This window comes from Pseudomonadota bacterium, from assembly GCA_026390555.1.
Taxonomy (GTDB): Bacteria; Bdellovibrionota_C; UBA2361; order UBA2361; family OMII01; genus OMII01.
Map to the genome: position 1 here is coordinate 21393 of JAPLFS010000076.1, position 23304 is coordinate 44696.

Below are 23304 nucleotides of genomic sequence, written 5' to 3' on the forward strand. Positions count from 1 at the left end.
ACCACATCTACTGGATCCATAAACATGCGTCTCGCCAGGATGATGCAGGTCCGCTAAGTGGGGTTGTTGCTATAAAATCAAAGACTGACGGAGGGGGGCCTGCTCCCGCCTACATCAACGCCGGCTTATGAGTTCCAGCATCGCCTGCAAGGATCATAACTGAGTTGCATGAGAGCTCAAGACAGAGAAGGTCTCTAGGCCCTAGCTTAATTCGACGACGCTCCTCTTCTGTGCGGCCCGTTACGATACGGAGCCAGCAGACCTCCTCGCCACTTAACTTCCCCTGCTGTCCGCGTGGCTTATCTCGATAAAGTTTAATGAGGGTATCTGAATCGCTCTCGCTCTCACCACTCTGCAAGACGACGTTCTCATCGAGCGCTTCAACACCGTAAAGAAATGCGCGTGTGGTTGCCCAAAGCCCTCCAATAGCATCGATCGGAAGCACCATATCTAGGCTACCCGGGGCGCCAGGAGCTTCGGAGCCCTCAATTATCGGTGTGTAGAAAAGTCTAAGACCCTGCGCTTCTGGGATTAGTTGCAGGCGTCCAAAGGATTTGTTGATCGAAAAAGTAACTCCGCCGCGGTACATAGAACCTTCACCTTTTTTAAAACCTGTGCATAATAGAGACGTTAGTCAATTTGCAAGCGTAAACTACAACAAGCATACTACAACCCCTAAAGATACTTACCTACTAGTCTAAAAGCAAGATTATCTCATTTCCTAAGCTTAAGGGGGCCCGTTCGTGGCCCCTTAGGAGGATCCTTCGGGGGTACTGGCGCCTTTGCTTCACTTGCTTTCTTAGCAGTTACGCTCTCTGTCGGGGGCTCGGGAGCTCCCTGCTGCGTAGTAGTAGTGGCAGAAGCGGGCTTTGCAATAGTTGTTACGACGCCCCGCGGCCGTGCTCCACCGCGCGGCATCATATTTAACTTAAATGATGAGGGCGTTCCAGGCTCTGAAGAGGCAGAGGCGGACGAAGCGCCTCGTGCGCCCCCTGATTTATCACGCGGAAACTCAGGCTCTGCAGCTTGCCGTGGTTTAGAGGCAAACTTGGCTGAGATCTCATCCTGCTCCTGAGAGAGGATCTGCTCATCGACCCAATCTGCTAATCCGATCTCATCAACTTCAAATCGCTCCGGCTTAACAACAAACTCTCGCCCCTCCCAGGTTTCTGGCAGGCTAGCGTTAAACCAAAACGAGCGCCCCTTGACGATCTTGCCGTTTCCTAGATCGAACCAGGCCAAACCCTTCTCTGCCGACATCTCATGCTTAAGCTCTTCGGCGCTAACGAGATCCTCCTCATCCTCTGAATAACTAACAGTTTGAGACTCCCCACCTGTTCGGCGCGCACTAATATCAAGCGGCCCTTTTAGCAGTGTGCTAGAGAGCCCCGTTGTAACGCCAGCACCGATCGATTTTTTGGTGCTTGTAATCTTTCCGAACCACTCGGTCATATCAGCGGCGGTACGGTTATCCCCGATACGCATCATGACCTTTAAGTTTACGTTAGCCATCACGCGTTCATAAAACGCCTCACTCAATCCAGCGGCCGCATCGGTAAGTCCACCTGTCGACTGCGCGCCGAAGAGCAGCGCAAAGCGGCCACGTCGCGCAAGCTCAAAGAGGTTCGCCCAGGTTGGTCCAAAGGTAGAGGATCCCTCGTCGATAATAACTAGGTGCGGGTCCTCAAGGTTGTGAATGCGTGAAGAGGTAATCTCACCGATCGATACCTCAAGGTCTTCACGAAATATTTTGACCATTCTAGCCGCACTCTCGGCCTCCTCTAACCTTGGAAGCATGTAGTAGATGATCTTTCCGCGCAGAATAGCGTCGGTAAGAACGAGGTCGGTATACTTAGTGCAGAAGACCTCACCCACCTCGCTGCCTGCAATTGCGTGCAGTTCAGAGGCGATACCCCGTAGGTTATCGGTAATACGAGCTGTATCAAGCACACCCTTTACGCTGCGATAGCTGGATGCCAGATGGCCGAGCTCCACCATGGCCTGGCGGGCTCCGATCTTATTAAGCATGTTTCTGAGGTGCGGATAAGCGATCTGAAATGCTGAGAGCGATACGGCGATATCACGAATAGACCACGCTAGGCCAAAACTCTCCATGGCGCGCACCATGCGATAGATTGAATCGGCTGCTAGTCGGTCGTAGTGCTTAGTTGAGCTCTGATCCGATGTTGGTGGGAGCCCTGCACGCAGAACCTTACGCGCCTTAACGTCGGCGCGCTGATTCGTCATTACAAAGTTATATGCATGCACACTTTCGAACGGATCGACGATGATCAGATCCTCAATTCGGCCGGTCACCATCGCCATTAGGATAATATGAGCGAGGGTCGTTGAATCACGCTTTGCGTCTATGAAGGTACAACCACTAGCCCTGCCACGCGCCATCTGTTGAAAGATAAGGGATTCAAGCCAGAGTGTTTTTCCTACTCCAGTCTTTGCAAACACGGCACCATGTGTGCATATCTCATCATCATCTACCCAGAGCGGTTTTCCTGAATCTAGCTCAAAACCGATCAGATACTTGTCGAGCATCTTTTTATTTTTAGCACGCGCATCCTCGACCGCATGGCCTAGGCAATCCCGTTCAGGTGGCATTCCCAAGACCGCCTTACCACCCCGAAATATAGATTCCCTTTGGCGCTCAAGCTCAAGAGCATACTGCTTGCCCCATTCAAAGGCGGTGCGACCAAAGGCCGCGGCAGGTATTAATCCCAAGCCGAAAAGAACCATCGGATCGGCAGAGGCGAGCGCTGGCGACATAGCAGCTCCAAATGCCCCTAGCGAGGTCAATCCAGAGGTCAGTAGCGATCGTTTGATCCGTGCCTCTCTGATCGCCGTATAGTCTGTTCGTCTATAGTTACGTGCCATATATTAAAGTCGTTCCTTTACGCACTAGCTGGACTCAGTTCCGAAGGTGACTCGTCCGCAGGTTTTTCCTCTATGCCCTGTAGCAACTTTTCGTAATCCTCTGTCGTTTCCGACATAGTTGCCTTATCTGCATATTTAAAGCGCGAGCTCCAACTGCGGCCCCAACGTTGCTCAAGCTTTGCGCCGCGCAGGGGAACCATCCCGGCCTTGCCAAGCAGGCCGAGTGAGTTAGCCCCTTCTAGTCGTTCCTTTGACTTAAACACGGAGAAGATTACAGAGCTATCTGGAACGGTATAATCCCCTACCCGCCTAGCTAGCCAGCCGTACGATGCGAGCACTATGCGCATAGCGGACCAGTCTCTGAGATCCTGCGCCGAGATTGCGTGCAATTTTTCAAGCGTTAGAACCTCCTCGTTGCTTAGAGGTGGCATGATTCGCTCTAGTGAGTTACTGGCGAATGAAGGACCGTCCCCCTTTTCTACCGCGATGGCTTTTAGCCTCTGGCGCGAACTGGCCGCTGCTAAGAGCACCTCCATGCGCCTAATCTCTAATGGCTTAAGGGTCTCTCGAAGGAGTGCAACAACCCGCGCTACAGGTATAAAGAGTAGATCTGATCCGGTAGCATAGCTATTCTGCGCTATATCAGAGATCGATCCAATTGAACTCTCTAGAAATTCACTACTCCACGCAATATGTGACACACGCACAAGTCCAACTAATTCAACTTCGTCCGCTACATCTATTAGCTCATGTGGACAGGCCAAAAAGATCTCCATCCATTGCCTGAGTCCCCAAACATCAGAGCGCAGATCCACCGGCATTCGAACCGGTGCAAAGGCGCTTGAACGTGCGGCATAGATTAGCGATCGTCTAATACGAGAGCGTGCGTCAAAGCTGTAGTCCTGCGGGTACTCAAGCACCGAGTGTAAAACAGCGCGCGCGCTCAAATGCGGGAAGTTAGAGCGGCGGATCCAACGCCCCCCCTCATACGAATGTACCAGCACCTTTCCGCACTCAAGAGCAAGGATTGTGGTTGCAACCTCAGCCGCCGGAATACGGCCAAGCTCCTGTCTAAGAGCCGGTGTGAGCACTCGATGCAGCGCTGCACGTACCAATAGTGCGTACTCTTCGGAATTAAGGGGCTGTGCGTCTCCACTTGGGTGCGGTTCTTCTAATCCAGCATGCACCTCTCCAGCAGCGTACAGGGCGTGTAACGAGAGTGCTGCAGATAGGAGGTCCTCCGTATGCTCCTTAATGCTACTAGTAGCGAATGCAGTTGCGAGTAGGGACTCCTCCTCTTGCAGCGCCACATAGGGAGCGATCGCGCCGTTTTTAACAATAATTGCGGTGAGAGCTTCGTTGGTACCGTTGACTGCGCCGTACTCATTTAGAACCCGCCATACTCCTGAGGCGCGCGCTTCAACTGCTGTAGAGAACTGCGGACACGCAAGCCCACGGATCTGAATATCTGGCGCGCCTTCGGGAGTTACCGCATCTAGGCTGGCTCGCGCACCGGAATAAAAAAGGCGTCCGTTACCCATCTGTCCGAGAGCATCCGCGCCGACATAGGCCCGATAGTAACGCAGCCCAAAAAAGAGCGCTACGATACACGCCACGATCCAGACACGGAGTGAGGCTATGATTAGAAAGGAGAGCCGCAGCAAACCCTCATGCAGTGAAAGGTATATCTGAGAGAGTAGTCCTATCTCGCTAGCTGAAGCATAGGCGGCCGGACTTGCCAGGGCATTCCCAATAAGGATAGCGCTAATGTCGTTGAAGAGCTGTGCTTCGGTCTGAGTTCCGTGACGTACGAACCACTGCGAGTATTCGCTGAGATCCAAAGAGAGGTTCTCACCCCAAGCGCTACCAGTTTCAAGTAGTTGCTTGTTAAGCTGTGCTATCTCTGTGACCTCTAGCTTGGAGCGCTGCACAAAGTAGGTGGTTATAAGAAGCGCAAAGATAACCACGAAGAGCGCAACAACGCCCTGCACGATAAGGCGAGATGCCCCCCCCCTCTTCCGGCCAGCGTGGTGGAGAAGATCCATATCGTTACTGTCTGGCGTAGAACGACCCTCTGCCACTAAAAGCCCCTTCTAAATAAAACCTGTTACTACAGCCGCCTTGCCCCTACCAGGCAACGTTTAAGGAGTATCATTCCCCCTTGTTATCAGATCAAGCGACGTATCTAGACTATCAGTCTGGCCCAAACACCCTGATCGTACCAGATCCGAGCGATAGTAACCCGTTAAGTCACGGATCTCTGACCCCTCAGCATATCCATCTAGAGACTTAATAGCGTAAGCCGCGTAAGTCCCCTCATAGGAGGGTATCTCAGCTACCTAACTATATCTCGGTATAATTATCGATTTACAGAATAGCTGAGATCTCTCCAGTAGTAGGGGTAAAAGTGGCGATAGATACACATGGTAGGTGAGAGAAATTAGATTTTACGAAAAAAGCTAAAGGAACCAGATGGTTACGGCGAAGAAGGGGTGTGTGGGGATGATAGTGGGAACGGCGCTGCTGTGGAGCTCGCTCGGCTATACCGAAAATAAACGTGCTCCAATAGGGCTAGGAGAGGCCAATCAGGAGACCACTGCCGAGGCTGTGGCGCACTATGCACGCTCCAGGGCGCTCTTAATCTCGGCCCTGAACGAGTTCGATACGGCGAGGAAAATAGCTCGTCCTGACGAGCTGTTAGACCCTGTTAAGTGGCGTAACACACTGATTGATCGTGCCGAAGATCTGGAGCGGGTTCTAGATCCGCAACCTAAGGCCACGAAGGGAGGGATAAAATTTTCGGCGGATCCACGACTTTTGCCTGAAGCAAGTAAGTAATGAGCGTTGATTACTAAAAGAGGCTTGAACGATCTATGGATAACGGTGAAGTAATACCCTGCTTAAACGAAGACTGGACCTTTGCCGGTTGCAAGCTCTTTGAATGGATGGCCGGACTGACCAGTGCTTTTCTTGCTAGTGCTCTGGTTGAGAAGCCAGCGCAACATATGCCGATGTTGGTGTTGATCTGGATCGGTATCACGCTCGGGCTGGCAACTATGCGAAAAAAGTTTCCGGATGAGGAACGTGGAGTGAGAAATGTGTGCATGGTGGCGTGTGGATTCGAACCCCCAGGTATTCCCGCTCCTTCGAAGCTACAACCACGCTGGAGTGGTGCTCCGATACGGAAGCTGAATCCACTGAGTCTCTACATGCAGCTTGAGTTGGATGCCGTGGTAAATAAGCCGCGTAACAAGGATCCAAGGGCGTAACGAGAAGGTGGTAAAAAAGGTTTGTAATGAGCAAGATTAAAGAGGTTACACAGGGCATAAAAGATCGAGTTGCAGATACGCAGCTAACGGCAGCTCGTGGCAGCAACGATACGATCCGTTTGTGGGAGAATTATAAGGATCAGGCCCTGATGTGGCGATCGCTCTCACTTATTCAGTTTCCAACGACCCTAATCGCTGTAATCTTTGCCTTAGTCATGTGGTCCACGCGCGAAATTATCCTGAGCGTGCCATCAAAGCCGATGCCAGGCGTGTATGCAGCTCAAGATATTCCTGATAACGAGTTTATCAATGTAGCCAACGATTACATTAACATGATCGCTACTTACCAACCCGGAACAGCTCGCAAGCAATTTGATATAGCGAGCAGCATGCTTAAAGAGCCCCTACTTACGAAGTTCAAGGAGGAGATGTTACAATCAGAGCTACCTGCCATCGAGAACTCAATCCGTACTCAGGTGTTCTTTGTTGATCCACTTGCCACGCGCGTTGAGCGAACTGGCAACAACGTAACGATATCAGTCACTGGCGAACGGTGGAAGGTGATAGCAGGGGCCGAAGTTCCAACCGTTACCAGCCGCTACCGAGTTGAGATGACGACTATCCCACGTAATCCGATTAATCCGTACGGCATTGTTATCACCAACGTTGTATTTACTCCAAACACACGGGGAGAGCGCAGTGGTGACCCGCTGAGAGGAACAGGAGCCGACTAATGAAGCGAGGAAATAGTATGTATTATAATGTATTCACCATACTTCTCGGAATAACTGTGGCGCTCGTTGCGCAGCCATATAGTGCATCTGCGCGTGATGTTCAGTACCAAAGTGGCAATGGTGAGATAGAGGTGTGGATTAATATTGGAGAACCAACCGAGATCGTCTTTGAAGGAGGTCGCATCAAGGATGGTTTTAAAAACTCGAACGCCGGCATAGCCATCGAGAACAAGGGAAATGCGCTAGTCGTGTTCGGAAAAGAGAATATCAATGAGAACGGAGAGGCGATCCTAGTACGGCTAGACGATGGCAGATCTTACCCACTCCGTATTCGGCGCGCTACTGCAGAGAGCCCACGAGATGCCCAGATTTCAATCGGAGATGGCAAGGGCGCCTTTGGTGCTCCAGAAGAGGAGTCGATGCCAGAGCCGTATAAGGAACGTGGCTATGAGTACGCGCCAGCAAGTAAGGTTTCTGGATTGATGCGTGAGATGGTTCTCGTTGCAGAGTTCGGCAAAAGGTCGATAGCAGGTTACCAGATTAGTGAGAAATTCAAGGGACAAGAGGTTGTCAGCGATGGTGCTGTCTTGGCAAAGATCGACAAGATCTTTATCGGCGCTAACCTGTGGGGGTACGTACTGGATACAACCAACCTGTTGGACCAATCGCAGAAGCTTAATGCAGCTACGTTTCGTATCGATGGAACACGCGCCGTATCGGCATCCTCCTGGGAATTAAGCGCACGACCTCTTAACGTAGAGGAGCAGATATCAAATAAACATAACGCAAAGGTCTATATTGTAACGCGAGCCCGTTAACGAGCAGGTGAAGTATGTCACAAATATTGAAAGATTTCATGCTCCGGTTGCGGAGCGACAGGAAAACGCAGGTCATAACGGGAGTTGTGGGTATCGCTATATTATTCCTGATCTTCGGTGAAAGTGGCGGAGCCCGTCGTCGACAGAAGGGCGATCTCAAGCAGGTAAACGTTGGAGCAAACGATCCTAATGAGCGTTGGACCGATCTGGTTGAGCGCTTTAACGGACAGTTAAACTCCCTGACCCAGAACACAAACGCACTGCGTGAGGATGTTGATACACAAAAGAAGGCCATGCAGGAGTATGAGGCAACTACGGCAGAGATCTTTAAGAAGATCCTTGAGCGTCTAGCTGAACTTCAAAATTCGACATCTACGGCCGGCGGAAACACAGCGCCGAAAGATCTAGGTGATATAACCGGACCAGGGCTAGCTAGCGCTGATCCGAACGAACTTGAGTCTATCGCCGCTTCCGACGCTATTCCAGCGCAGCCCCCTGCTCCACCAGTTAAGGTTCGCCTGGCGGCTATTATGCCTGGTGATTCTGTGCGAATTAAGCTCCTGGCAGGTGTAAACGCACCGACCGATGGAACGCCGTATCCCGTTGTTCTCAAGTTAATCGGAGATATTATCGGACCGGATGGCAACAGTATTCCGCTCGGTGAGGCGCGTGTTATCGCAGCAGCGCAGGGCTCCCTGACAGATTCTCGTGTGCTCTTTCGATTGACCAGACTTAGTCTACGACTTCCAAACGGACGCCGTAAGGAGTTCACCATAGATGGCTGGATCGTAGGTGAGGATGGAATTCGTGGTATGGAGGGGGTTCTGATAGATCCAATAGGTAAAGCTATCGCCGGTGCCGGTTTCGCCGGAGGTCTATCAGGATTGGGACAGGGTTTAGCCGCTGCAAATAGAAACACCTTATATTATAATAATAGCGGCAGTCAAAGTTCACAGTCACAGGTTGACCAGAGTCAGATCCCAGCATATGCGGGAGGGCTCGCACTCTCATCCGCAGCTCAGGAGTGGCAGCAGATTATTCGTGAGCGTTTACAGCTCTTAGTTCCGGTTGTTCAGGTGCTCTCAGGACGCGAGGCTACGGCGGTATTCTCGCAGTCGCTTGCTATTCCTGACCTGCTTGAGCAGATCGACGATGAGAACCCCTCGGTTGTATACACGTCATTAGATTAACGGTTGAGGTAAGGCGCATGAGAAAAGTAGCAACATTAGTAATTCCGCTCCTAGCGAGCGTGTGTTCGGGATGCAACCAGGTCGGAAACATCCTCAATCCATTCTATGAAAGCCCATCAGAGGTTGCGTACTTTGGCGAGAAGAACGATGCGGCTCTGAATGACTCCGGCGGTGGAAAGGCAACACGCGCACGTGAGGCGCTTGAGGCCATGAGCAGCTACCAACGAACGCTCTCACCGCAACCGAGTAATCCGGTTATTCAGCCCGCCGTTGTTCGGCTAATGTGGATACCTGATCACCTAAACTCTCACGGAGATCTTGTTCCTGCTCACTACTATTACCTTAAGGTAAAAAAGGATGCTTGGGCTGTTACAGATGCATTCGAGATCGAGGGCCAGCTCGGTGGAGCCCAACAGGGCTCGGCCGTTGGCTTCGTTAATCCGGAGGATATTCGCTAATGATTATGCGAGGATTTCTTCTATTATCTCTACTGCTAACAGTTTCCGGCTGCACTAAGGGGCCAAAGGAGTACCAACCGTACTCTGCGACTAAGCGTACTATCTTTCTCCCTGCTGTGCGCAGTGCAGGGGCTGAGCCGGTTTATGCACGCACCCGTTGGACCCATCCCCCAGAGGTTCTGCCACAACGTGAGCGCCCTGGAACTAAGGACTCAATTGAGGGCCGTAGTGCCCCGATGCTTCGTCCAGTATTTCACCTTGAGTTAAAAAACGCCTCGCTTGAGGAAACTGCGCGGGTCTTAGCCGCAACCTCACGTTATGAAAGCTACGCAGATCCCTCTATAGCCCTGCATAAGATCACAATTGAGAATCTCGGCACAATTGACGAACTCGGGCAAATTATAGAGAGAAAGGCGCAGATTCAGGTTGTTATCGATCATCAGAATAAGGAGGTGCGATTTCTGGCCCCAACGGCAGAACAGCCCCGACTTTTTAAAGAGTAATCGAAATGGGTATTAATAGGTTAACGCGAAATAGGTTGTTTCAAGATGAGGAGCTCTTTAACAAGCTGCTCCCGTTTGCACGTTATGATCAGGAGAACGAACTCTTCATTCATACCGACGCATCGATCTGGTCGATGTGGGAGCTGCAACCTAAGTGGATCACCAAGGTATCAGATGCAGAGGCGTTCCAGCTTACAGAGCGTGTTCAGGAGCTGCTGGATTCACTGGAACATACTATCTCGGCACAGGTTTCCTGGATAACGACCTTCGATGTTGAAGATCTGCTACGTAACTGTATCTCCTCGTATCCGATCTCTGGGCCGGCCGGCTGGATGACTAGACGCTGGGTTCGCTCTATCAGACTCGCTAGTCAGAGTCGCTCGCTGCAACGTAGGCCGCGTCGACTAAGACTCTTTATCTCTTTTCGCTATGATCCACCCTGGGAGGGCAAGGGACTACTTAACCAGATCGCTCGTACAATAAAGATGTTCATGTACGGAGCGGTTGGTCTGAGTGCCGAGCAACGCCAGGCCGAATACATGGGCTTTGCTAACAAGTTTAAGGGCATCATCGATGGCTCGGCGGCCAAACTAGCTGACCTCGGATTTTATCCTAAACGGGTCGATGGTCAGTCTCTAATCAACCTACTTTATCCTATCCTTAATCGTCGTAGCGTTAAACCGGGCAAACATAGGCGTGGACGTACCACTGCCGTTCCTGTGCCTGAGTACGATCCTGATGATCTGCTAGCAAATCAGATCTCTGAGACCCCCGTAGAGCATCCTCGTGATGGAATTATTCGCAAGGATGGCCGTATATTCCGTTCCGTATCGATGGTGAAGCCCCCCAAATCCTGCATGCCGCTTATGATTGCGCCGTTGCAATCAGCGCCTTATGAAAACATTATAAGCGTCACGTTCTCTAAAGATCCCAAGGAGAAACAACTTGAACGGCTCGATAGACTCGATGGCACCCTCGGTATGCGAGAGCGTGCCTGGGGCGGACGATCCAATCAGAAGGTAAGCCATCAGATCTCAGCCATTAGAAACGCACGCCAAGAGCTATACGATTCACGAGAGCAGATCGTGCGTGTTGGGGTGCACCAGACCTTCCTATGTCAGAACGATGACGAGGCTATACGCGCAACGGCAGAAGCAGTCGCCACCTTTCCACAGCTAAACGGTGCGCGCGGCATGGTACATGAAGTTTCTGATATGGCGGTGCTCATTAACACCCTGCCAGGCGCCTACGATCCAGCAAGTGACGGTGCAGGCTGGACAACAGTTGTACAATCATCAAGGGCCGTTCGAATGTTTCCGTTGTGGGGTAACTGGCGCGGGAGCGCTGGAGCCCAGATTCTCCTTCCAAGCCTTTGGAATCGCGAGCTGATTGGTTTCGATCTCTACGACTCAAACATAGCGCCGAACGTTTTGATTAGCGGAGTGTCGGGAGCTGGTAAGAGCTATCTGATGTGCTTTTTGATCTCGATGCTCAATCGGGGCCACTACGCCACACTCTCAGATGGTAGGATTATTGAGAGAAATCCGATCACCTTCATATTTGATAAGGGTATGACCGGACAGCCGTGTGGTTTTGAAAAGCTCGCTAAACTTTTCGGGGGGCGTGTATACGAAGCAACCCCCTCTAAAGCGCCTGCTATGAACTTCCTGGCGCGTCTTGGAGCAATAGCTCCAGACTCTCGAAACGACGACTATAAGGACCTCGTAGATATGTGCGCGGATGTGGTCTGCGATATGGCTACCGATGGCACTAATATTCCAGACCGCCTTGAGCGCGGAAGTGTTGCTGAGTCCCTGATTGAGGCTCACCGTATTTATCGCAGCGGCCCTATGCGTCGTGAATTTATATTGAGCGATTGTGTGTCGGTTCTGCGCGCACCACGCCGAGTTGATGAAACAGATGATATTGCACGACGGCGCCAACGCATAGCGCTCCTAATAGCCGACTACTACGGCGAGGGAACCTATGCTCGATTCTTCGATAGACCTGGCTCACTCAAGCTCAAAGAGCGCTTTATTGTATTCGATCTTAAAGCTTTGAGTCGTAACCCTGACTTGCAACGTGTCTTTCTTAAGATCGCGATGGTCTGGGCGGATACCGTCATGAACGATCCGAGCGAGCTTGATACTCGTAAGATTCTGGTCTTCGATGAGGCACATGAGCTAATCGGAAAGACCCAGGCTAATACTATTGAGACAGCTTTTCGTCTCTATCGTAAGAGAAAGGGGATCGTTATCGCAGCATCACAATCAGGAGAGGATTTCTACGTTGGATCTGGTGGACAAGCGATCGTACAAAATAGCGCGCATAAGATCTTTTTGCGCCAGGATCCAAATAAGTTCCACCTCACGGCGCAGGCTTTCAATCTAACCCCACAGCAATCAGATGTGATCATGCGCTTACGAACTGTAAAGGGGGTCGAGTCTCAATTCTACCTAATCTCGGATCTAGGTGAGTCGGCGCTTGTATTGCCGGTAGAACCTGCTTTCTACTGGGTCAGCACAAATAACGGAGACGATAATCAGCTTTTTAGTGATGCTTTAATACGACATAATAACGATTTCAGTAAGGCTCTAGAGGAGATCGTTCTGATAGCTCCATATGGGGCCAAGGATCTCCAAGAGCGGAGGATGGGGGGCGCAGGCTTCCAGCCGGACGATGCAGGTAGTGTATCCGGGGCATTAAATTCGATATTGGAATCAGGATTAAGGGATTCAAATGTTTAGGAGGGTGTGGGTATGAAGATCTCATTAAATACATTAAGATTAAGCACAGTGGTGCTTGCCATCTCAACGCTCCTCCTAGCAGGGTGCTCTAAAACGACACAGACCGAGATAGTTCAGCCTGCAGTTATTGAATATCAGGTTCGTAACGTTCCCGGTGTTGTTGAGTATATCTGGGAGGAGCCGATGGTAGATGTCGTCGATGTTCCGCCGGGGCTTGATCCAGAGGGACATTATTATCGACCTGGTCACCAAGAGGTTATAGAGATTCGCCAAGGGCGTTGGGAGTACTATAAGCGTCCGAAACAGAAATAGCGGAGCATGAAAGTATGAGTCTGATTAACTATAAAAATTTATTTGCGCCACTCGGTAGCAAAATTCAGATGGGTGCTCTCATTATTCTGGCATTTCTCGTTTTTGTTGTGCGGTTAGCCGGTTCGACCATCGAACAAAACGCTCCGATCGAGCGGGACAACGGTTCAAAAGCGCAGTTTTCTAATTTTCTTGATGACCAACAGCAACTGATGCAGTCCGGTAAACAGGGCAAGGGCGATAGTAAGCTCAATGACCTGCTAGATAGCACCAGCAAAGGTAGCACTAACCGTCCACGGGGCAATCCATCAAATGAGATGGAGCCGGAACGGTTAAACGATATTAAGAGGAAGCTTGGGTTAGAGTAGTAGTGTAGCTCTAAAGCGCTAGATTCTAGGAGGACAGATAAGGGTTTTGCTTAGGTCAAAGAAGGGTTGCAGCAAATAAAGTGAAGCAACCCTGCCCACTGTAGCGATCAGTGGTTAGTGGCCGAAAAGGTTAACAAGGGTCTCCTATAGATGAGAACGGTCTTTTTTAGTATTTATTGGATAAAGCTCTTAGCGCTTAGCGGCGCTATTGTAGCAGGTGTTATCACCTGCTCGCCGCTAGCCTATAGTCAGCCTAGGGGTGGGCTTGAGGGCTCGGAGGACCTGCAAAAGACCCTTATGAACGCCGAGCTAGCCATAATGGAGGGGCTCTCTGTGCAGGCGCTAGGCGCACAAGCTCCAAATTCTACCCTACCTTCTACCCTGCCTTCCAGCCTGCCTTCCAGCCTGCCTACCAGTCTGCCAATCGTAGTGCCCAGCAAAAGATCAGTAGTAGCGCCACTACCGGTAGTTACTAAGCCAAAAGCACCGACAATTCAGGCTCTCCCCGTGATTCCAGCTATTGGTAAAACTGCGCCCTCTGCCCCTAATACAGCAACGCTGATTCCAGCAAAACAAACTCAGCCAGCAGCTAATACAACCGATCTGCAGAGCCAAAACGAGGCTCTGCGCCGCGCGCTTAAGGCGCAAAATGACCGAATTACTCTTCTAGAACAGGAGCTTCAGGAGTCGCGTAACGAACACTCCCTCGCTGAGGTCGAAGCACGCAGACTTTCAACTATGGTTGATGCCAAGACCCGCGCCAGCCTCGGTAAGTATAACGTCCCTATGCCAGCTACCTATTCGCAGCCGGTGATAGAGACGCAAAAGGTTGCCCCTCTGCCGCACAACATTCCAGTTGATGTTAAGCCACCTAGCCCAAACGCAGAGCTTCAGATCGCAACTATCTCAGTTGATAAGGCCGACCTGCGCCTGGGACCTGGCAAAAATAATTCTGCTCTGATGTCGCTCCGTCGTGGCTCGCGCCTCGCCGTAGAGGCACGCCAAGGTGAATGGTATCGGGTCTTCGCTCCCAATGGACAGAGGGCCTGGGTGCACGCAAGTCTAGTAACTTTTGGCGAGGGGGCCTCAAGCCTTAATGACGGTAGCTCCGTTCGGGTGAAGGGCTTCACTACAAACGTTGAAGAGGAGGCGTTTAGACGACTCCAAAAGATGAATGCTGGAAACTAGCGTATGCTTTCAACCTCTGCTAACCGATATCTGGCTACTCTCCCTCTCACCTTCTTGGTGTTAACTCTTCCTACTATCTTTGCTCTAACTCTTCCAACGCTCGTTTACGCTACTCCCACTAAAGCGACAGAGGCTCTTCAGGCTATATCTACTAAGTCGACCTTCGTTTATCCCGTAATGGGCCCCCGTAAGTCGGGTAACTTCGGAACCCGCAAGCACCCAATTAAGCGCGTTCACCAACACCATCACGGTATCGATCTAGCTGCTCCACAGGGTACTCCGATCCGATCTATTGCAGACGGGCAGGTCATCTTTGCGGATCCTTACGCCGGCTATGGAAAGTTAGTCGTAGTAAAACACTCAGGGGGTCTCACCAGTCACTATGGACACTGCGCCGCGTTCAAGGTGCAGCCGGGTGCCACGGTTCGTGCCGGAGATATCCTAGCTACAGTTGGAAGCACCGGCATCTCAACCGGGCCACACCTGCACTTTGAACTGCGCAAAGGTGGCATTCCACTTAATCCTGAGCAAATCTTGCCCGGGCTTGCCAGCGCCTCTGAGGGATAAACTGCGGCAGCTTAATCTCCCTGTTTTATGCTATTTTCTGCTATTCTCGCTGGAAATAGCTACTTAGAGCCTAACTAGGCTACCCGGCTAATTGATCTAAAAAAACAATTCCAGGTGCTTCTTTTATTAGTCTGTTATGCAACACAGCTGATCGAATCTGCTATAACCTTTAATGAAACTGGGGCGTGCTAGTTCACGCCGTTAAGAAACAGATAGAAACGAAACAACAAATAAGTTAATAACGAGGTCATATGAAAAAGTTAGTAAAAATTGTATCTGAGAAGATTAAGACGGCGTGTCAGTACACAGCGGCATCATTCGCTGCTCCAAGTGAGGCGCAGGTACGTACGATTATATTTCTTGCTGGAATAAGCATGCTTGCAATAAGTTTATCGCTTGATGCTACTGCCCAGGGAACAGGAGGAGGAGGAAATACGTACACGAAATATAACGATGCTAAGGTCGCAAATGCGGTTAACGCAATCATGACGTACCTTGAGGGTTCGTTCGGAGCGTTAATCATGGCTGCATCTGGAATCGGCGCGATTATGAGTGCTGCGTTTGGTCAGTATAAGGCTGCCCTCAGCTTGATGGTCGTAGCGGTTGGCGCATTTATTTTGCGCTCAATCATGTCGACCTTCTTTAATGACCAGAATATTCAGAACTAAGAACAAGCCCCATACGGGGAGTTCTTGTTGGGCGTCAGGGGAGAGATCTCCTGACGCCTTTTTTATTGTGGTGCTGGGAGCCGCCCCTTCTAGGACAACTTCCCCATCACCATCTTAAGAAGTGCGGCATCCTTTTCCTTTGAGATACGAGCCTGCAGGATCTTTTTCTGCGCGCTATCCCTTGGATCTAGTCGAGCGTAAGCTAGGGTGCGAGCCAAGGGCTCTTGGTGCTGTGCAAGGAGCTCCAAAATCTCTATAGAACCGACCCATTCGTTGTGCCTTAGGTAACGAGCCGCCTCTAGATTAAAGATATCTGAGCTGTCCTGTGCGCTTCTAGCCAGGAGTAACAACAACACCGTATCGGGCGCGGGCCTTAGACCGAACCAGGCCGCTATAAATGGGGTGCGCTTACCTGCCTCCAATTGAAGAGCTGAGATAAGCGCTATGGTTTGCTCACGCGTTAGTCGGTTCCCCTCTCCAGATAATAAGAGCAGAAGGTTAGTATCGCTCTCCTTAAAATAGCGCTCCCTGAGCATGAGAGCAGCCCCCTGCCTAACTCCCTGCAGGGGAAAGGTTAAGAGATCTCCATACTGTGAAATAGTGAAGGATCGTTTCGGTAGTTTGTTAAGAAGTAATGATAGTTTATCGATGCTCCCTATGGAGCTCCACTTTGCGAGGTCCTCGATATCAAACCAGCCGAGCACCTGTCCTAGCTCCCCTCCCCTATCTCTAATGGCTGCTAGAAGCTGCACCGCCGCTGCATCGTTCTGAGCAACGATAGGCATAAGGATAATGAGACGCGCTAGGGTGCCCTTGGAGCTTGAATCTCCCCCCATAAAGGCCTCAAAGAGGTTAGGGTTGGTATTACCAGAGATAATTCCGGCTAGGGCTAAGCTCTCCGGCGCACCGGCCGACGAGATCCCAAGCTCCCCAAGCTGTCTAAATACCGATCCTACGGGATCGGCAAGGTTTGTGAAGAGAGAGAGCGAAAGAAGCTTTAACTGAGGGCTTGGATTATTTGGCTGCATCTGACCAGCAACGGCCATAATTACAGCAGGGTGCAGCGAGGCTAGCGGTGGTATGCCCTCTAGCCCCTGCGGTAGAAGGGGTGCCAAAGTCAGGCTCAAAACCGCCTCCTGATCAGCTCTTGATAAATCTTTGCGCCATAGATCGGTCAAGGCAACCCTCATTAGGACCGCCGTAGTTCCTGCAGGATTAGCCCCCGCCATAATGGATTTAACAATGGTGTTCTCCGCCGATGGTTCATGCTCTAGAACCGCTGCTCTAGCAACGCGCAACATACGCTTGCGATCAGCGCTCTCCCAGTCGCTCTCATACTCGGCGTTACGATCGGGGGCTAAGATCGGGATGCGGTGCGCGATCTGAAAATATAACGAGGGATAGCGATACCGTATCAAGAGGGTTACACCCAATAGAAATACAGCGATAAGCCAGAGCTTTTGGAAGCTGCGGGGCTCTCCCCTATGAATGGGATTCTGAGCTTTGCGGGATGACGCATTGTTGCTATGTGCGAGTGTTGCGTTATCAGAAGAGCCAGGACGGCGTACCAATCGACCAGCGCTCGAAGGAGGGCCTACGTTTCTAACGTTAAACACCTCCTCTACTTCCTCCAAAAAGGGACGTTGTCGGGGCGCTGGTAGGGCAAGGCGCTCTAGAATCTCCCGTTGCTGCGAGCTAACCCCATCCCCTAGCAACTCTGTAAGAATAAGACCCAATCCGAAAAGATCGCTAGTATGAGGCACCTCCTCATCTGGGCTCACCTCTGGTGCTAAAAAACGATCTCTTGAGCCGTTCAATGCACCAAAAAGTGGATCGAGTAAGCTTAGCGAGCCCCCTGAGTATGCGAGGTTAGAAAGGGAGAGGTGTCCGTGTACCAGATTTCTCGCCTTGAGCTGGCGCACCTGTTGAATGACAAGAGAGGCAAGGGCTAGGTTCTTAACCCCTGCTATAATCTCGCCCAGCTCTAATTGATCTGCCAGTGTCTGGGGTACGTACGCCCTGATAGAGAGAAATTGTTTGAGGTGCGCTCGTCGCTCGATCCGAATCGAACATCCCGGTAAGGCCGAGAATCCCTCCATCTCAGCAGAGTAGGTTTTTAAGAGAGCCTCACTCAGTGGTCGGGAGAATCGCAATAACACCACCCGCCCACCATCTAGGATTAGGGGCCGAATATCCCACTCTTCATCCCCAAGCTTGGGCCCAAGCATAACATTTATGCATACCGCCCCGGCTGGGAACCATTCACGGTAAGAATCCAAGATACGCTGCTGCGCTGAGTTTAGTTCATCGGGTAAAATAAGCTTCATAAGATGCTAAACCTCTTAGCGGCGCTCCTGAAGCACGCTATCGATCTCCACTTTCAGGCGTGGCAGGATCTCCTCATACGAGAACTGTCCTACCAGGGTACCTGCACGCTTGAGATTGACGTGAGTCGGGGCACACCACAACCCGAGATCGGCATCATCTGTCTCGCCTGGACCGTTAACTCGGCATCCCATTACCGCAATCGTCAGCTTTTTATCGGCGAACTGTAGGGTCATCTCGCGAACCTGCTGGGCGAGTTCAACAAAAGCCTCGTTCTCTACCCGTGAACACGATGGGCAGGAGATGATATTTAGCCCCTCGTGCTCAAAGCGCGGCACCGAACGGAAACGTCCGGCATAGATATCCTCTACGATCTTTTTGGCAAGAAGGACCTCCTGATGCTTCTCGCTGTGCGGTAGGGTGAGCGAGACCCTGAGCGTATCGCCTATGCCCTGCACGAGCAGGTTCTCAAATGCAACGCGGGTCTTAATCTCACCCATCGGAAGCATGCCCGCCTCGGTTACACCGAGGTGTAGCGGAATCTCTGGAAACTCAACTGCGAATTTGCGGTTGATATCGATCACATCGTTTGGGTCCGAGCTTTTAAGGGAGACCACATAGTTTGTGAAGCCTAGATCTTCAAGGTAGCCGATATGCTCACGAGCGGAGCTCATTGCAACCTCTAGCGGGTCCTCTCCGTGCGCGGCCAGGGCTGGATCGAGTGAGCCAAAGTTTACACCGACACGAATCGCTAGGTTGTAATCACGCGCCACACCTACGATATACTTAACCTTCTCGTGCACCGGAACGCTTGTCTCATGGTGATAGAGGTGTCCCGGATTGTAGCGGATCTTTTGAACGTACGGAGCAACGCTCTTTGCAAGCTTATAGCTCTCCTGTAGGTCAACAACGAGGCGTGCGCTGGTGCCCCTACGCAGCTCTGCAAGAGCCTCAACATCTCTGCGGCTATCGATGGCGATGCGAATAATGTCGGCGCCGTGTTGTTCAAGCAGTGCGATCTGAGCGGCGGTTGCGACTAGATCCTGGGTCTTGGTGGCGCACATCGACTGGACCGAGATAGGGCCAGAGCTGCCGATTACTAGATCCCCAACCTGAACGGTCCTGGTGCTGCGCCGTTTAATCTGCACTCCAGAGGTAGCCCCAATCTGTGCCAAGCTCTCACCCATATAAACTACCGCGCTCCGCATAAGTTGCTGTTAAGACGAACTAGAGTCTAACTTTTTAAGCCCCTTAAGGCTATATCCATAGAGCTACCTAAGTAGCATTTCATGCCCCCATAAAATCCCCCTGTTAAGACCGTATTTTTGTTGTATCATTGGGTGGTTAGGTCAGGCTTTGTAGGAGTATCTGGATGCAAAAATTTGCTCTATTGGTGATAGCAAACGGATGTAGCGGTAAATTACGTTAAGCAAAACCCACAAAATGCCGTAGATGGCTTGTGACATATACGAGGGATATACGACATAAACCGACTTACCTCTGAGAGTACCGTTTAGGAAAAATTATGACGAACATTGATGACCTTGGAGAGATCTTTGCAAAAATAACAGAGGAATATGAGGAGCCGGTTCCGATCGGGGGGCGCTGCGAAAGCCGTGTCTATTATCGTGTCGGAGATCTGAGTGATGCGGAACTTGATGCATGCGCCGAATATGTCGCAGGGCGCATTAAAAATGTAGTCTCCCCACAAAAGCCGCAGCTGTTTCTAAAGCTACCCGGAGGATATTCGTTCTTTGCTGAGCGGCTCTGTGCAATCTATTCTGAGCTCTATAACAAGGGCAAGGAAGTTCCCCTTGAGCAATATATGGAGAGCAAGATGGCGAACGGTCACGGGGAGAAATATCGTGGCTACTCCTCCATCCTGGTTACCGATGTAATCACCACCGCGCGCTCAAGCCTTGAGGCGCACACACGAGCGACCCTACGTGGGGTTCCGGTACTGTGTTGGGCAACCCTTATTGATAGAACCTTCGGGCCTGGCCCAGTGCCGGTTGTGTCTGCATTCACGGGCGCGCCGGTAAGGGTTTTAACGCAGGTTGGGTAAACTCAGTACTGTCTTAAAGGTGCCTTAGCGTCTCTTAAGCTGAATAACCTTTGCGGAAGTGCCGACAGCTAGCTTTAGTTGCGGTATGCTAGCTGACTCTTCATTTCGCTCGTTAATCACCTGTTCACCTAGCAGTTCAAGGGTTGAGAGCACCGTTAAGCTCTCTTCGGAGAGATCTGCTGCTGGACGAACTACACGACTTCGCTTAATCAGTACATCTAGCTCGTGATGAACAGCCTGCCCGGCCTGAACCCTAGCCTTTAGGCTTACCAACAGGGTTGCAAGCGAGGTCGCCTTAATAAAGTCCCCCTTCTCTGCACACGCGATTAGATCACGTTGCGCAAGCACTAGCTCGCTCTCACTGGCACGCCAAAGGTTCTGAAACTCGTTGCGCAGCGCAAATACGTCGTAGATTAACTTCTTAGTGTTAGGTGAGTCTGCTGCTTCTGTAAGCTTACGTAGCAACAGTCCATTTATATCGCGCCACTCTGATACCTGTGCAGCTGAAAGCTCGACAGAGGCCCCCTCCATCCGCACAAACGAGGTGTTGCCTGCGCTATTGTATAACCTTAAAGCTCTACGGCTTTTTTGAAGTAACGCCATTACGCGGGAGTGGAAGGATTCGGATTCCATTATTACTATCTCTTAAAGTAACTAGTCAGCATATTCCAAAAATATTCGCATACAGTAATGGCAGTCAATAGCCCCTCAGGGGCCGATTTGCGGAGCAAATCGAGGGTGAAAACATTAACTGGTCACAAAATCTGCCGTCCCCGATCAGGGGACGACCAATCGAATTACCTATAAAACTTCGCCGTAATCTGAGTAGCTTGAATCGCGACATTAAACTACGGTGACCAGTTATCTCTTAAAAATCTAACGTGCCGACTTTTAGCAGCGCTTTGAGGGATAATCAACATCTATATCTAATACGTCGTTATACGCTACCGGATATCTCCATCACACCATGAAAGGTTCCAGCTACCTAGCAAATTACGACAAGCGGCCTTCGATAAACTACGGTGACCAGTTACGCCAACCCATGCAGGTCTAGCGCCGCCCAACGCAGCTTTATCTTACTGTAAAGCTCTGTGAAGGTGTCATTTTCAATCGACTCCCGGATGCGCCTCATCAGGCTTAGATAGTGTGTAAGGTTATGGATACTCGCTAATTGTGGTCCCAACATCTCGCCAGCCTTAAAGAGGTGCTGAATATAGGCGCGCGAGTAGTTCCTACACGCCAAGCAGCTACAATTTGGGTCGATAGGAGCCGTATCATCGGCGTATCGGGAGTTCTTAATGTTAAAAAATGGAGGATCGTTTTCTACGAACACCCGCCCGAAGCGCCCCGAACGGGTCGGCATGACGCAATCAAAGATATCGACCCCCTGTGAGACCGCCTCTACGATGTCCTCTGGCGTTCCAACCCCCATCAGGTAATGCAGCCCATCCTTTGGGAGCTGACCTACGTGGTAACTCAACACCTCGTACATGGCGCCCTTGGGCTCTCCAACGCTTAATCCACCGATCGCATAGCCATCAAAGGGCAGGCTCGCTATCTGCTCAGCCGCGCGGGTACGGAGCTCCTTATGGCACCCCCCCTGAGTGATTCCAAAGAGACACATCTCAGGATCCGTGCGCGCAGCGAGCGATCTCTTAGCCCAACGAAAGGTCATTTCAAGTGACTTCTCAAACTGAGCAAAATCAAAATCACTTGCGGCGCACTCATCAAGCGCCATAGCGATATCAACACCGAGGGTCTGTTGTACCTGAATAGATCTCTCGGGTGATAAAAATTGCTTTGAGCCGTCGAGGTGCGAACGAAACTCAACCCCCTCCTCAGAAAGGGTGCGGATGCCCTTTAGACTAAAAACCTGAAAGCCCCCGGAGTCGCTTAAGATCGGACCCTTCCAACCACTAAAGGTGTGGATCCCTCCTAATCGTTGAATACGCTCAGCTCCTGGACGGAGCCAGAGATGATAGGTATTAACCAACATAACCGAGGCGCCGCACTCGGCTAGCCGCTCAACATCGACCCCCTTAACTGAGGCCTTAGTGCCGACCGGCATAAAGGTCGGGGTCTCAAAGGCTCCGTTACGGGTCAGAAACGCTCCGCGCCTAGCCTTACCAGAGAGCTTCTTTAGTGTATAGCGAGCCGTCATACTATTATCATCCCATCCCCATAACTGAGGAACCTATAGTTTTCATTCATTGCAGACTCATAACAGTTGGCCAGAAGTTTACGACCCAATAAGGCCTCAACCAGTAAAAGATGCGTTGTGCCGGGTTGATGAAAGTTGGTTATAAGGGCATCAATCAACCGAAAATCAAATCCGGGGCGAATAAAAAGCTGTGTAGCAGTAGTATCGTTTCGAGCAGCCCCCTCGAGCGCGCGTGTCACAGTTGTTCCTACAGCGATCACCCGCCCACCACGCTCCTTGGTCTCATGTAATGATTCAAGGGTCTCTGAGGAGACCTCAAAGCGCTCCGCAGGGGGTGGTCGCAATACGCCATTAACGAACAGGGACTGAAAGCTCGCCGTGCCGACATGCAGCGTAACCCTTGATACGGAGCACCCAAGCGAATCAACCAACTCGTTAATTAATTCCGGAGTAAAGTGCAGCGAGGCGGTCGGTGCTGCGATAGAGCCCGCATGTTTTGCAAAGATACTTTGGTAATCACTGCGGTCCTGCTCATCCCCGTGTCCGGAGCGGATATATAACGGTATCGGCATCGTGCCGTAGCGATAGAGTAGCTCCGCTACAGGGGTTGCTGGTGTAAGGGATGAAAATTCAACGATAACTCTATCGTTATGGTGGGATGGCACTACATCTGCTCGCAAATCATCGCCAAAGATAACAACACCACTGGCCCTAACTTTGCGTAGCGGTCGCCCCATGCAGAGCCACCGTGTTGGCCCCTGCTGCTCTATCAAGAGCAGCTCAATTTCTGTGTCCGGTGCCTGTGGCAGCCTTCCAAAGAGTCTGGCGGGCACTACCCTGGTCTCGTTAAAGACTAGGTGATCTCCCCGTTTCAAAAAAGCGCCGAGTGCGGCAAAGGTGGAATGTTGTATAGATCCTAAGGCTCGATTCACTACCATCATCTTGGCGCTATCGGGTGGATAAACAGGCCTCTGTGCGACCGCGCTGCGTGGAAGCTCGTACGAATAGGGCTCAAGCCCATCTAGCTGTTGTGCACTACCCGTCATAC

Annotated in this window: 22 protein-coding genes; 14 read left to right on the forward strand and 8 right to left on the reverse strand. The window is 51.2% G+C overall.

Annotated elements, in window-relative coordinates:
• Positions 1-109 precede the first annotated feature (109 nt).
• The 3 genes from NTV65_10750 to NTV65_10760 all read right to left on the reverse strand — a co-directional run bounded on the left by NTV65_10750 (position 110) and on the right by NTV65_10760 (position 4967).
• Entirely contained in the window at positions 110-589 is a 480-nt protein-coding gene (locus tag NTV65_10750; protein ID MCX6115674.1) for a hypothetical protein, read from the reverse strand.
• A 125-nt stretch (positions 590-714) separates the two neighbouring features.
• Positions 715-2886, reverse strand: coding sequence for a TraM recognition domain-containing protein (locus NTV65_10755; protein ID MCX6115675.1), 2172 nt, complete (start codon positions 2884-2886; stop codon positions 715-717).
• A 17-nt stretch (positions 2887-2903) separates the two neighbouring features.
• Entirely contained in the window at positions 2904-4967 is a 2064-nt protein-coding gene (locus tag NTV65_10760; GenBank protein ID MCX6115676.1) for a hypothetical protein, read from the reverse strand.
• A gap of 391 nt (positions 4968-5358) precedes the next feature.
• Between NTV65_10760 and NTV65_10765 the strand changes: the two genes are divergently transcribed.
• From NTV65_10765 to NTV65_10825, 13 genes are all read left to right on the forward strand, one after another.
• On the forward strand, positions 5359-5724 hold the full coding sequence (locus NTV65_10765) for a hypothetical protein (protein MCX6115677.1): 366 nt from the start codon (positions 5359-5361) through the stop codon (positions 5722-5724).
• Positions 5725-5759: 35 nt separating this feature from the next.
• Positions 5760-6155 (forward strand): hypothetical protein, encoded by a 396-nt coding sequence (locus NTV65_10770; GenBank protein ID MCX6115678.1) that lies wholly within the window; start codon positions 5760-5762, stop codon positions 6153-6155.
• Between the two features lie 26 nt (positions 6156-6181).
• The gene (locus NTV65_10775) at positions 6182-6889 is read left to right on the forward strand and encodes a TraE/TraK family type IV conjugative transfer system protein (GenBank protein ID MCX6115679.1); all 708 of its coding nucleotides are present in this window, start codon (positions 6182-6184) and stop codon (positions 6887-6889) included.
• Complete coding sequence (locus NTV65_10780; GenBank protein MCX6115680.1) at positions 6889-7707, forward strand: type-F conjugative transfer system secretin TraK; 819 nt, start codon at positions 6889-6891, stop codon at positions 7705-7707. The genes NTV65_10775 and NTV65_10780 overlap by 1 nt, the downstream gene beginning before the upstream one ends.
• 14 nt (positions 7708-7721) lie before the next feature.
• Positions 7722-8897 (forward strand): hypothetical protein, encoded by a 1176-nt coding sequence (locus tag NTV65_10785; protein ID MCX6115681.1) that lies wholly within the window; start codon positions 7722-7724, stop codon positions 8895-8897.
• Between the two features lie 17 nt (positions 8898-8914).
• Positions 8915-9355, forward strand: a complete 441-nt coding sequence (locus NTV65_10790; GenBank protein MCX6115682.1) for a hypothetical protein — start codon at positions 8915-8917, stop codon at positions 9353-9355.
• 5 nt (positions 9356-9360) lie between these two features.
• Positions 9361-9858 carry a hypothetical protein gene (locus tag NTV65_10795; GenBank protein MCX6115683.1) on the forward strand — a complete coding sequence of 166 codons (498 nt, stop codon included), beginning with the start codon at positions 9361-9363 and terminating at the stop codon, positions 9856-9858.
• A gap of 5 nt (positions 9859-9863) precedes the next feature.
• On the forward strand, positions 9864-12605 hold the full coding sequence (locus NTV65_10800; GenBank protein ID MCX6115684.1) for a TraC family protein: 2742 nt from the start codon (positions 9864-9866) through the stop codon (positions 12603-12605).
• A gap of 12 nt (positions 12606-12617) precedes the next feature.
• Positions 12618-12917: a hypothetical protein gene (locus NTV65_10805; GenBank protein ID MCX6115685.1), complete on the forward strand. Its 300-nt coding sequence runs from the start codon at positions 12618-12620 to the stop codon at positions 12915-12917.
• 14 nt (positions 12918-12931) lie between these two features.
• On the forward strand, positions 12932-13282 hold the full coding sequence (locus tag NTV65_10810) for a hypothetical protein (GenBank protein ID MCX6115686.1): 351 nt from the start codon (positions 12932-12934) through the stop codon (positions 13280-13282).
• A gap of 150 nt (positions 13283-13432) precedes the next feature.
• A complete protein-coding gene (locus NTV65_10815; protein MCX6115687.1) occupies positions 13433-14470 on the forward strand; it encodes an SH3 domain-containing protein in 1038 nt (345 codons plus the stop codon).
• A gap of 3 nt (positions 14471-14473) precedes the next feature.
• Entirely contained in the window at positions 14474-15037 is a 564-nt protein-coding gene (locus NTV65_10820; protein ID MCX6115688.1) for a M23 family metallopeptidase, read from the forward strand.
• 251 nt (positions 15038-15288) lie between these two features.
• Complete coding sequence (locus tag NTV65_10825) at positions 15289-15705, forward strand: hypothetical protein (protein ID MCX6115689.1); 417 nt, start codon at positions 15289-15291, stop codon at positions 15703-15705.
• Positions 15706-15794: 89 nt separating this feature from the next.
• Here the strand turns inward: NTV65_10825 and NTV65_10830 are convergent, their stop codons facing one another.
• Positions 15795-18032, reverse strand: a complete 2238-nt coding sequence (locus NTV65_10830) for a hypothetical protein (GenBank protein MCX6115690.1) — start codon at positions 18030-18032, stop codon at positions 15795-15797.
• Positions 18033-18047: 15 nt separating this feature from the next.
• A complete protein-coding gene (locus NTV65_10835; protein MCX6115691.1) occupies positions 18048-19178 on the reverse strand; it encodes a flavodoxin-dependent (E)-4-hydroxy-3-methylbut-2-enyl-diphosphate synthase in 1131 nt (376 codons plus the stop codon).
• Positions 19179-19555: 377 nt separating this feature from the next.
• On the opposite strand from NTV65_10835, the gene NTV65_10840 reads away from it, so the two are divergent.
• Positions 19556-20095: a hypothetical protein gene (locus NTV65_10840; GenBank protein ID MCX6115692.1), complete on the forward strand. Its 540-nt coding sequence runs from the start codon at positions 19556-19558 to the stop codon at positions 20093-20095.
• A gap of 24 nt (positions 20096-20119) precedes the next feature.
• On the opposite strand, the gene NTV65_10845 is transcribed toward NTV65_10840, so the two are convergent.
• The 3 genes from NTV65_10845 to queA form a co-directional block, all read right to left on the reverse strand.
• Complete coding sequence (locus NTV65_10845) at positions 20120-20728, reverse strand: hypothetical protein (protein MCX6115693.1); 609 nt, start codon at positions 20726-20728, stop codon at positions 20120-20122.
• A gap of 397 nt (positions 20729-21125) precedes the next feature.
• The gene (tgt, locus tag NTV65_10850) at positions 21126-22256 is read right to left on the reverse strand and encodes a tRNA guanosine(34) transglycosylase Tgt (GenBank protein ID MCX6115694.1); all 1131 of its coding nucleotides are present in this window, start codon (positions 22254-22256) and stop codon (positions 21126-21128) included.
• On the reverse strand, positions 22253-23302 hold the full coding sequence (gene queA / locus NTV65_10855; GenBank protein ID MCX6115695.1) for a tRNA preQ1(34) S-adenosylmethionine ribosyltransferase-isomerase QueA: 1050 nt from the start codon (positions 23300-23302) through the stop codon (positions 22253-22255). Before queA ends, tgt begins: the two co-directional genes overlap by 4 nt.
• Between the last annotated feature and the right edge of the window lie 2 nt (positions 23303-23304).

Coding starts and splice junctions, on each gene's coding strand:
- NTV65_10825 (MCX6115689.1), top strand. CDS start 15,289: ATGAAAAAGTTAGTAAAAATTGTATCTGAGAAGATTAAGACGGCGTGT.
- NTV65_10830 (MCX6115690.1), bottom strand. CDS start 18,032: ATGAAGCTTATTTTACCCGATGAACTAAACTCAGCGCAGCAGCGTATC.
- NTV65_10765 (MCX6115677.1), top strand. CDS start 5,359: ATGGTTACGGCGAAGAAGGGGTGTGTGGGGATGATAGTGGGAACGGCG.
- NTV65_10785 (MCX6115681.1), top strand. CDS start 7,722: ATGTCACAAATATTGAAAGATTTCATGCTCCGGTTGCGGAGCGACAGG.
- NTV65_10810 (MCX6115686.1), top strand. CDS start 12,932: ATGAGTCTGATTAACTATAAAAATTTATTTGCGCCACTCGGTAGCAAA.
- NTV65_10840 (MCX6115692.1), top strand. CDS start 19,556: ATGACGAACATTGATGACCTTGGAGAGATCTTTGCAAAAATAACAGAG.
- NTV65_10780 (MCX6115680.1), top strand. CDS start 6,889: ATGAAGCGAGGAAATAGTATGTATTATAATGTATTCACCATACTTCTC.
- NTV65_10755 (MCX6115675.1), bottom strand. CDS start 2,886: ATGGCACGTAACTATAGACGAACAGACTATACGGCGATCAGAGAGGCA.
- NTV65_10820 (MCX6115688.1), top strand. CDS start 14,474: ATGCTTTCAACCTCTGCTAACCGATATCTGGCTACTCTCCCTCTCACC.
- NTV65_10800 (MCX6115684.1), top strand. CDS start 9,864: ATGGGTATTAATAGGTTAACGCGAAATAGGTTGTTTCAAGATGAGGAG.
- NTV65_10815 (MCX6115687.1), top strand. CDS start 13,433: ATGAGAACGGTCTTTTTTAGTATTTATTGGATAAAGCTCTTAGCGCTT.
- NTV65_10775 (MCX6115679.1), top strand. CDS start 6,182: ATGAGCAAGATTAAAGAGGTTACACAGGGCATAAAAGATCGAGTTGCA.
- tgt (MCX6115694.1), bottom strand. CDS start 22,256: ATGACGGCTCGCTATACACTAAAGAAGCTCTCTGGTAAGGCTAGGCGC.
- NTV65_10770 (MCX6115678.1), top strand. CDS start 5,760: ATGGATAACGGTGAAGTAATACCCTGCTTAAACGAAGACTGGACCTTT.
- NTV65_10750 (MCX6115674.1), bottom strand. CDS start 589: ATGTACCGCGGCGGAGTTACTTTTTCGATCAACAAATCCTTTGGACGC.
- NTV65_10795 (MCX6115683.1), top strand. CDS start 9,361: ATGCGAGGATTTCTTCTATTATCTCTACTGCTAACAGTTTCCGGCTGC.
- NTV65_10790 (MCX6115682.1), top strand. CDS start 8,915: ATGAGAAAAGTAGCAACATTAGTAATTCCGCTCCTAGCGAGCGTGTGT.
- NTV65_10845 (MCX6115693.1), bottom strand. CDS start 20,728: ATGGAATCCGAATCCTTCCACTCCCGCGTAATGGCGTTACTTCAAAAA.
- queA (MCX6115695.1), bottom strand. CDS start 23,302: ATGACGGGTAGTGCACAACAGCTAGATGGGCTTGAGCCCTATTCGTAC.
- NTV65_10805 (MCX6115685.1), top strand. CDS start 12,618: ATGAAGATCTCATTAAATACATTAAGATTAAGCACAGTGGTGCTTGCC.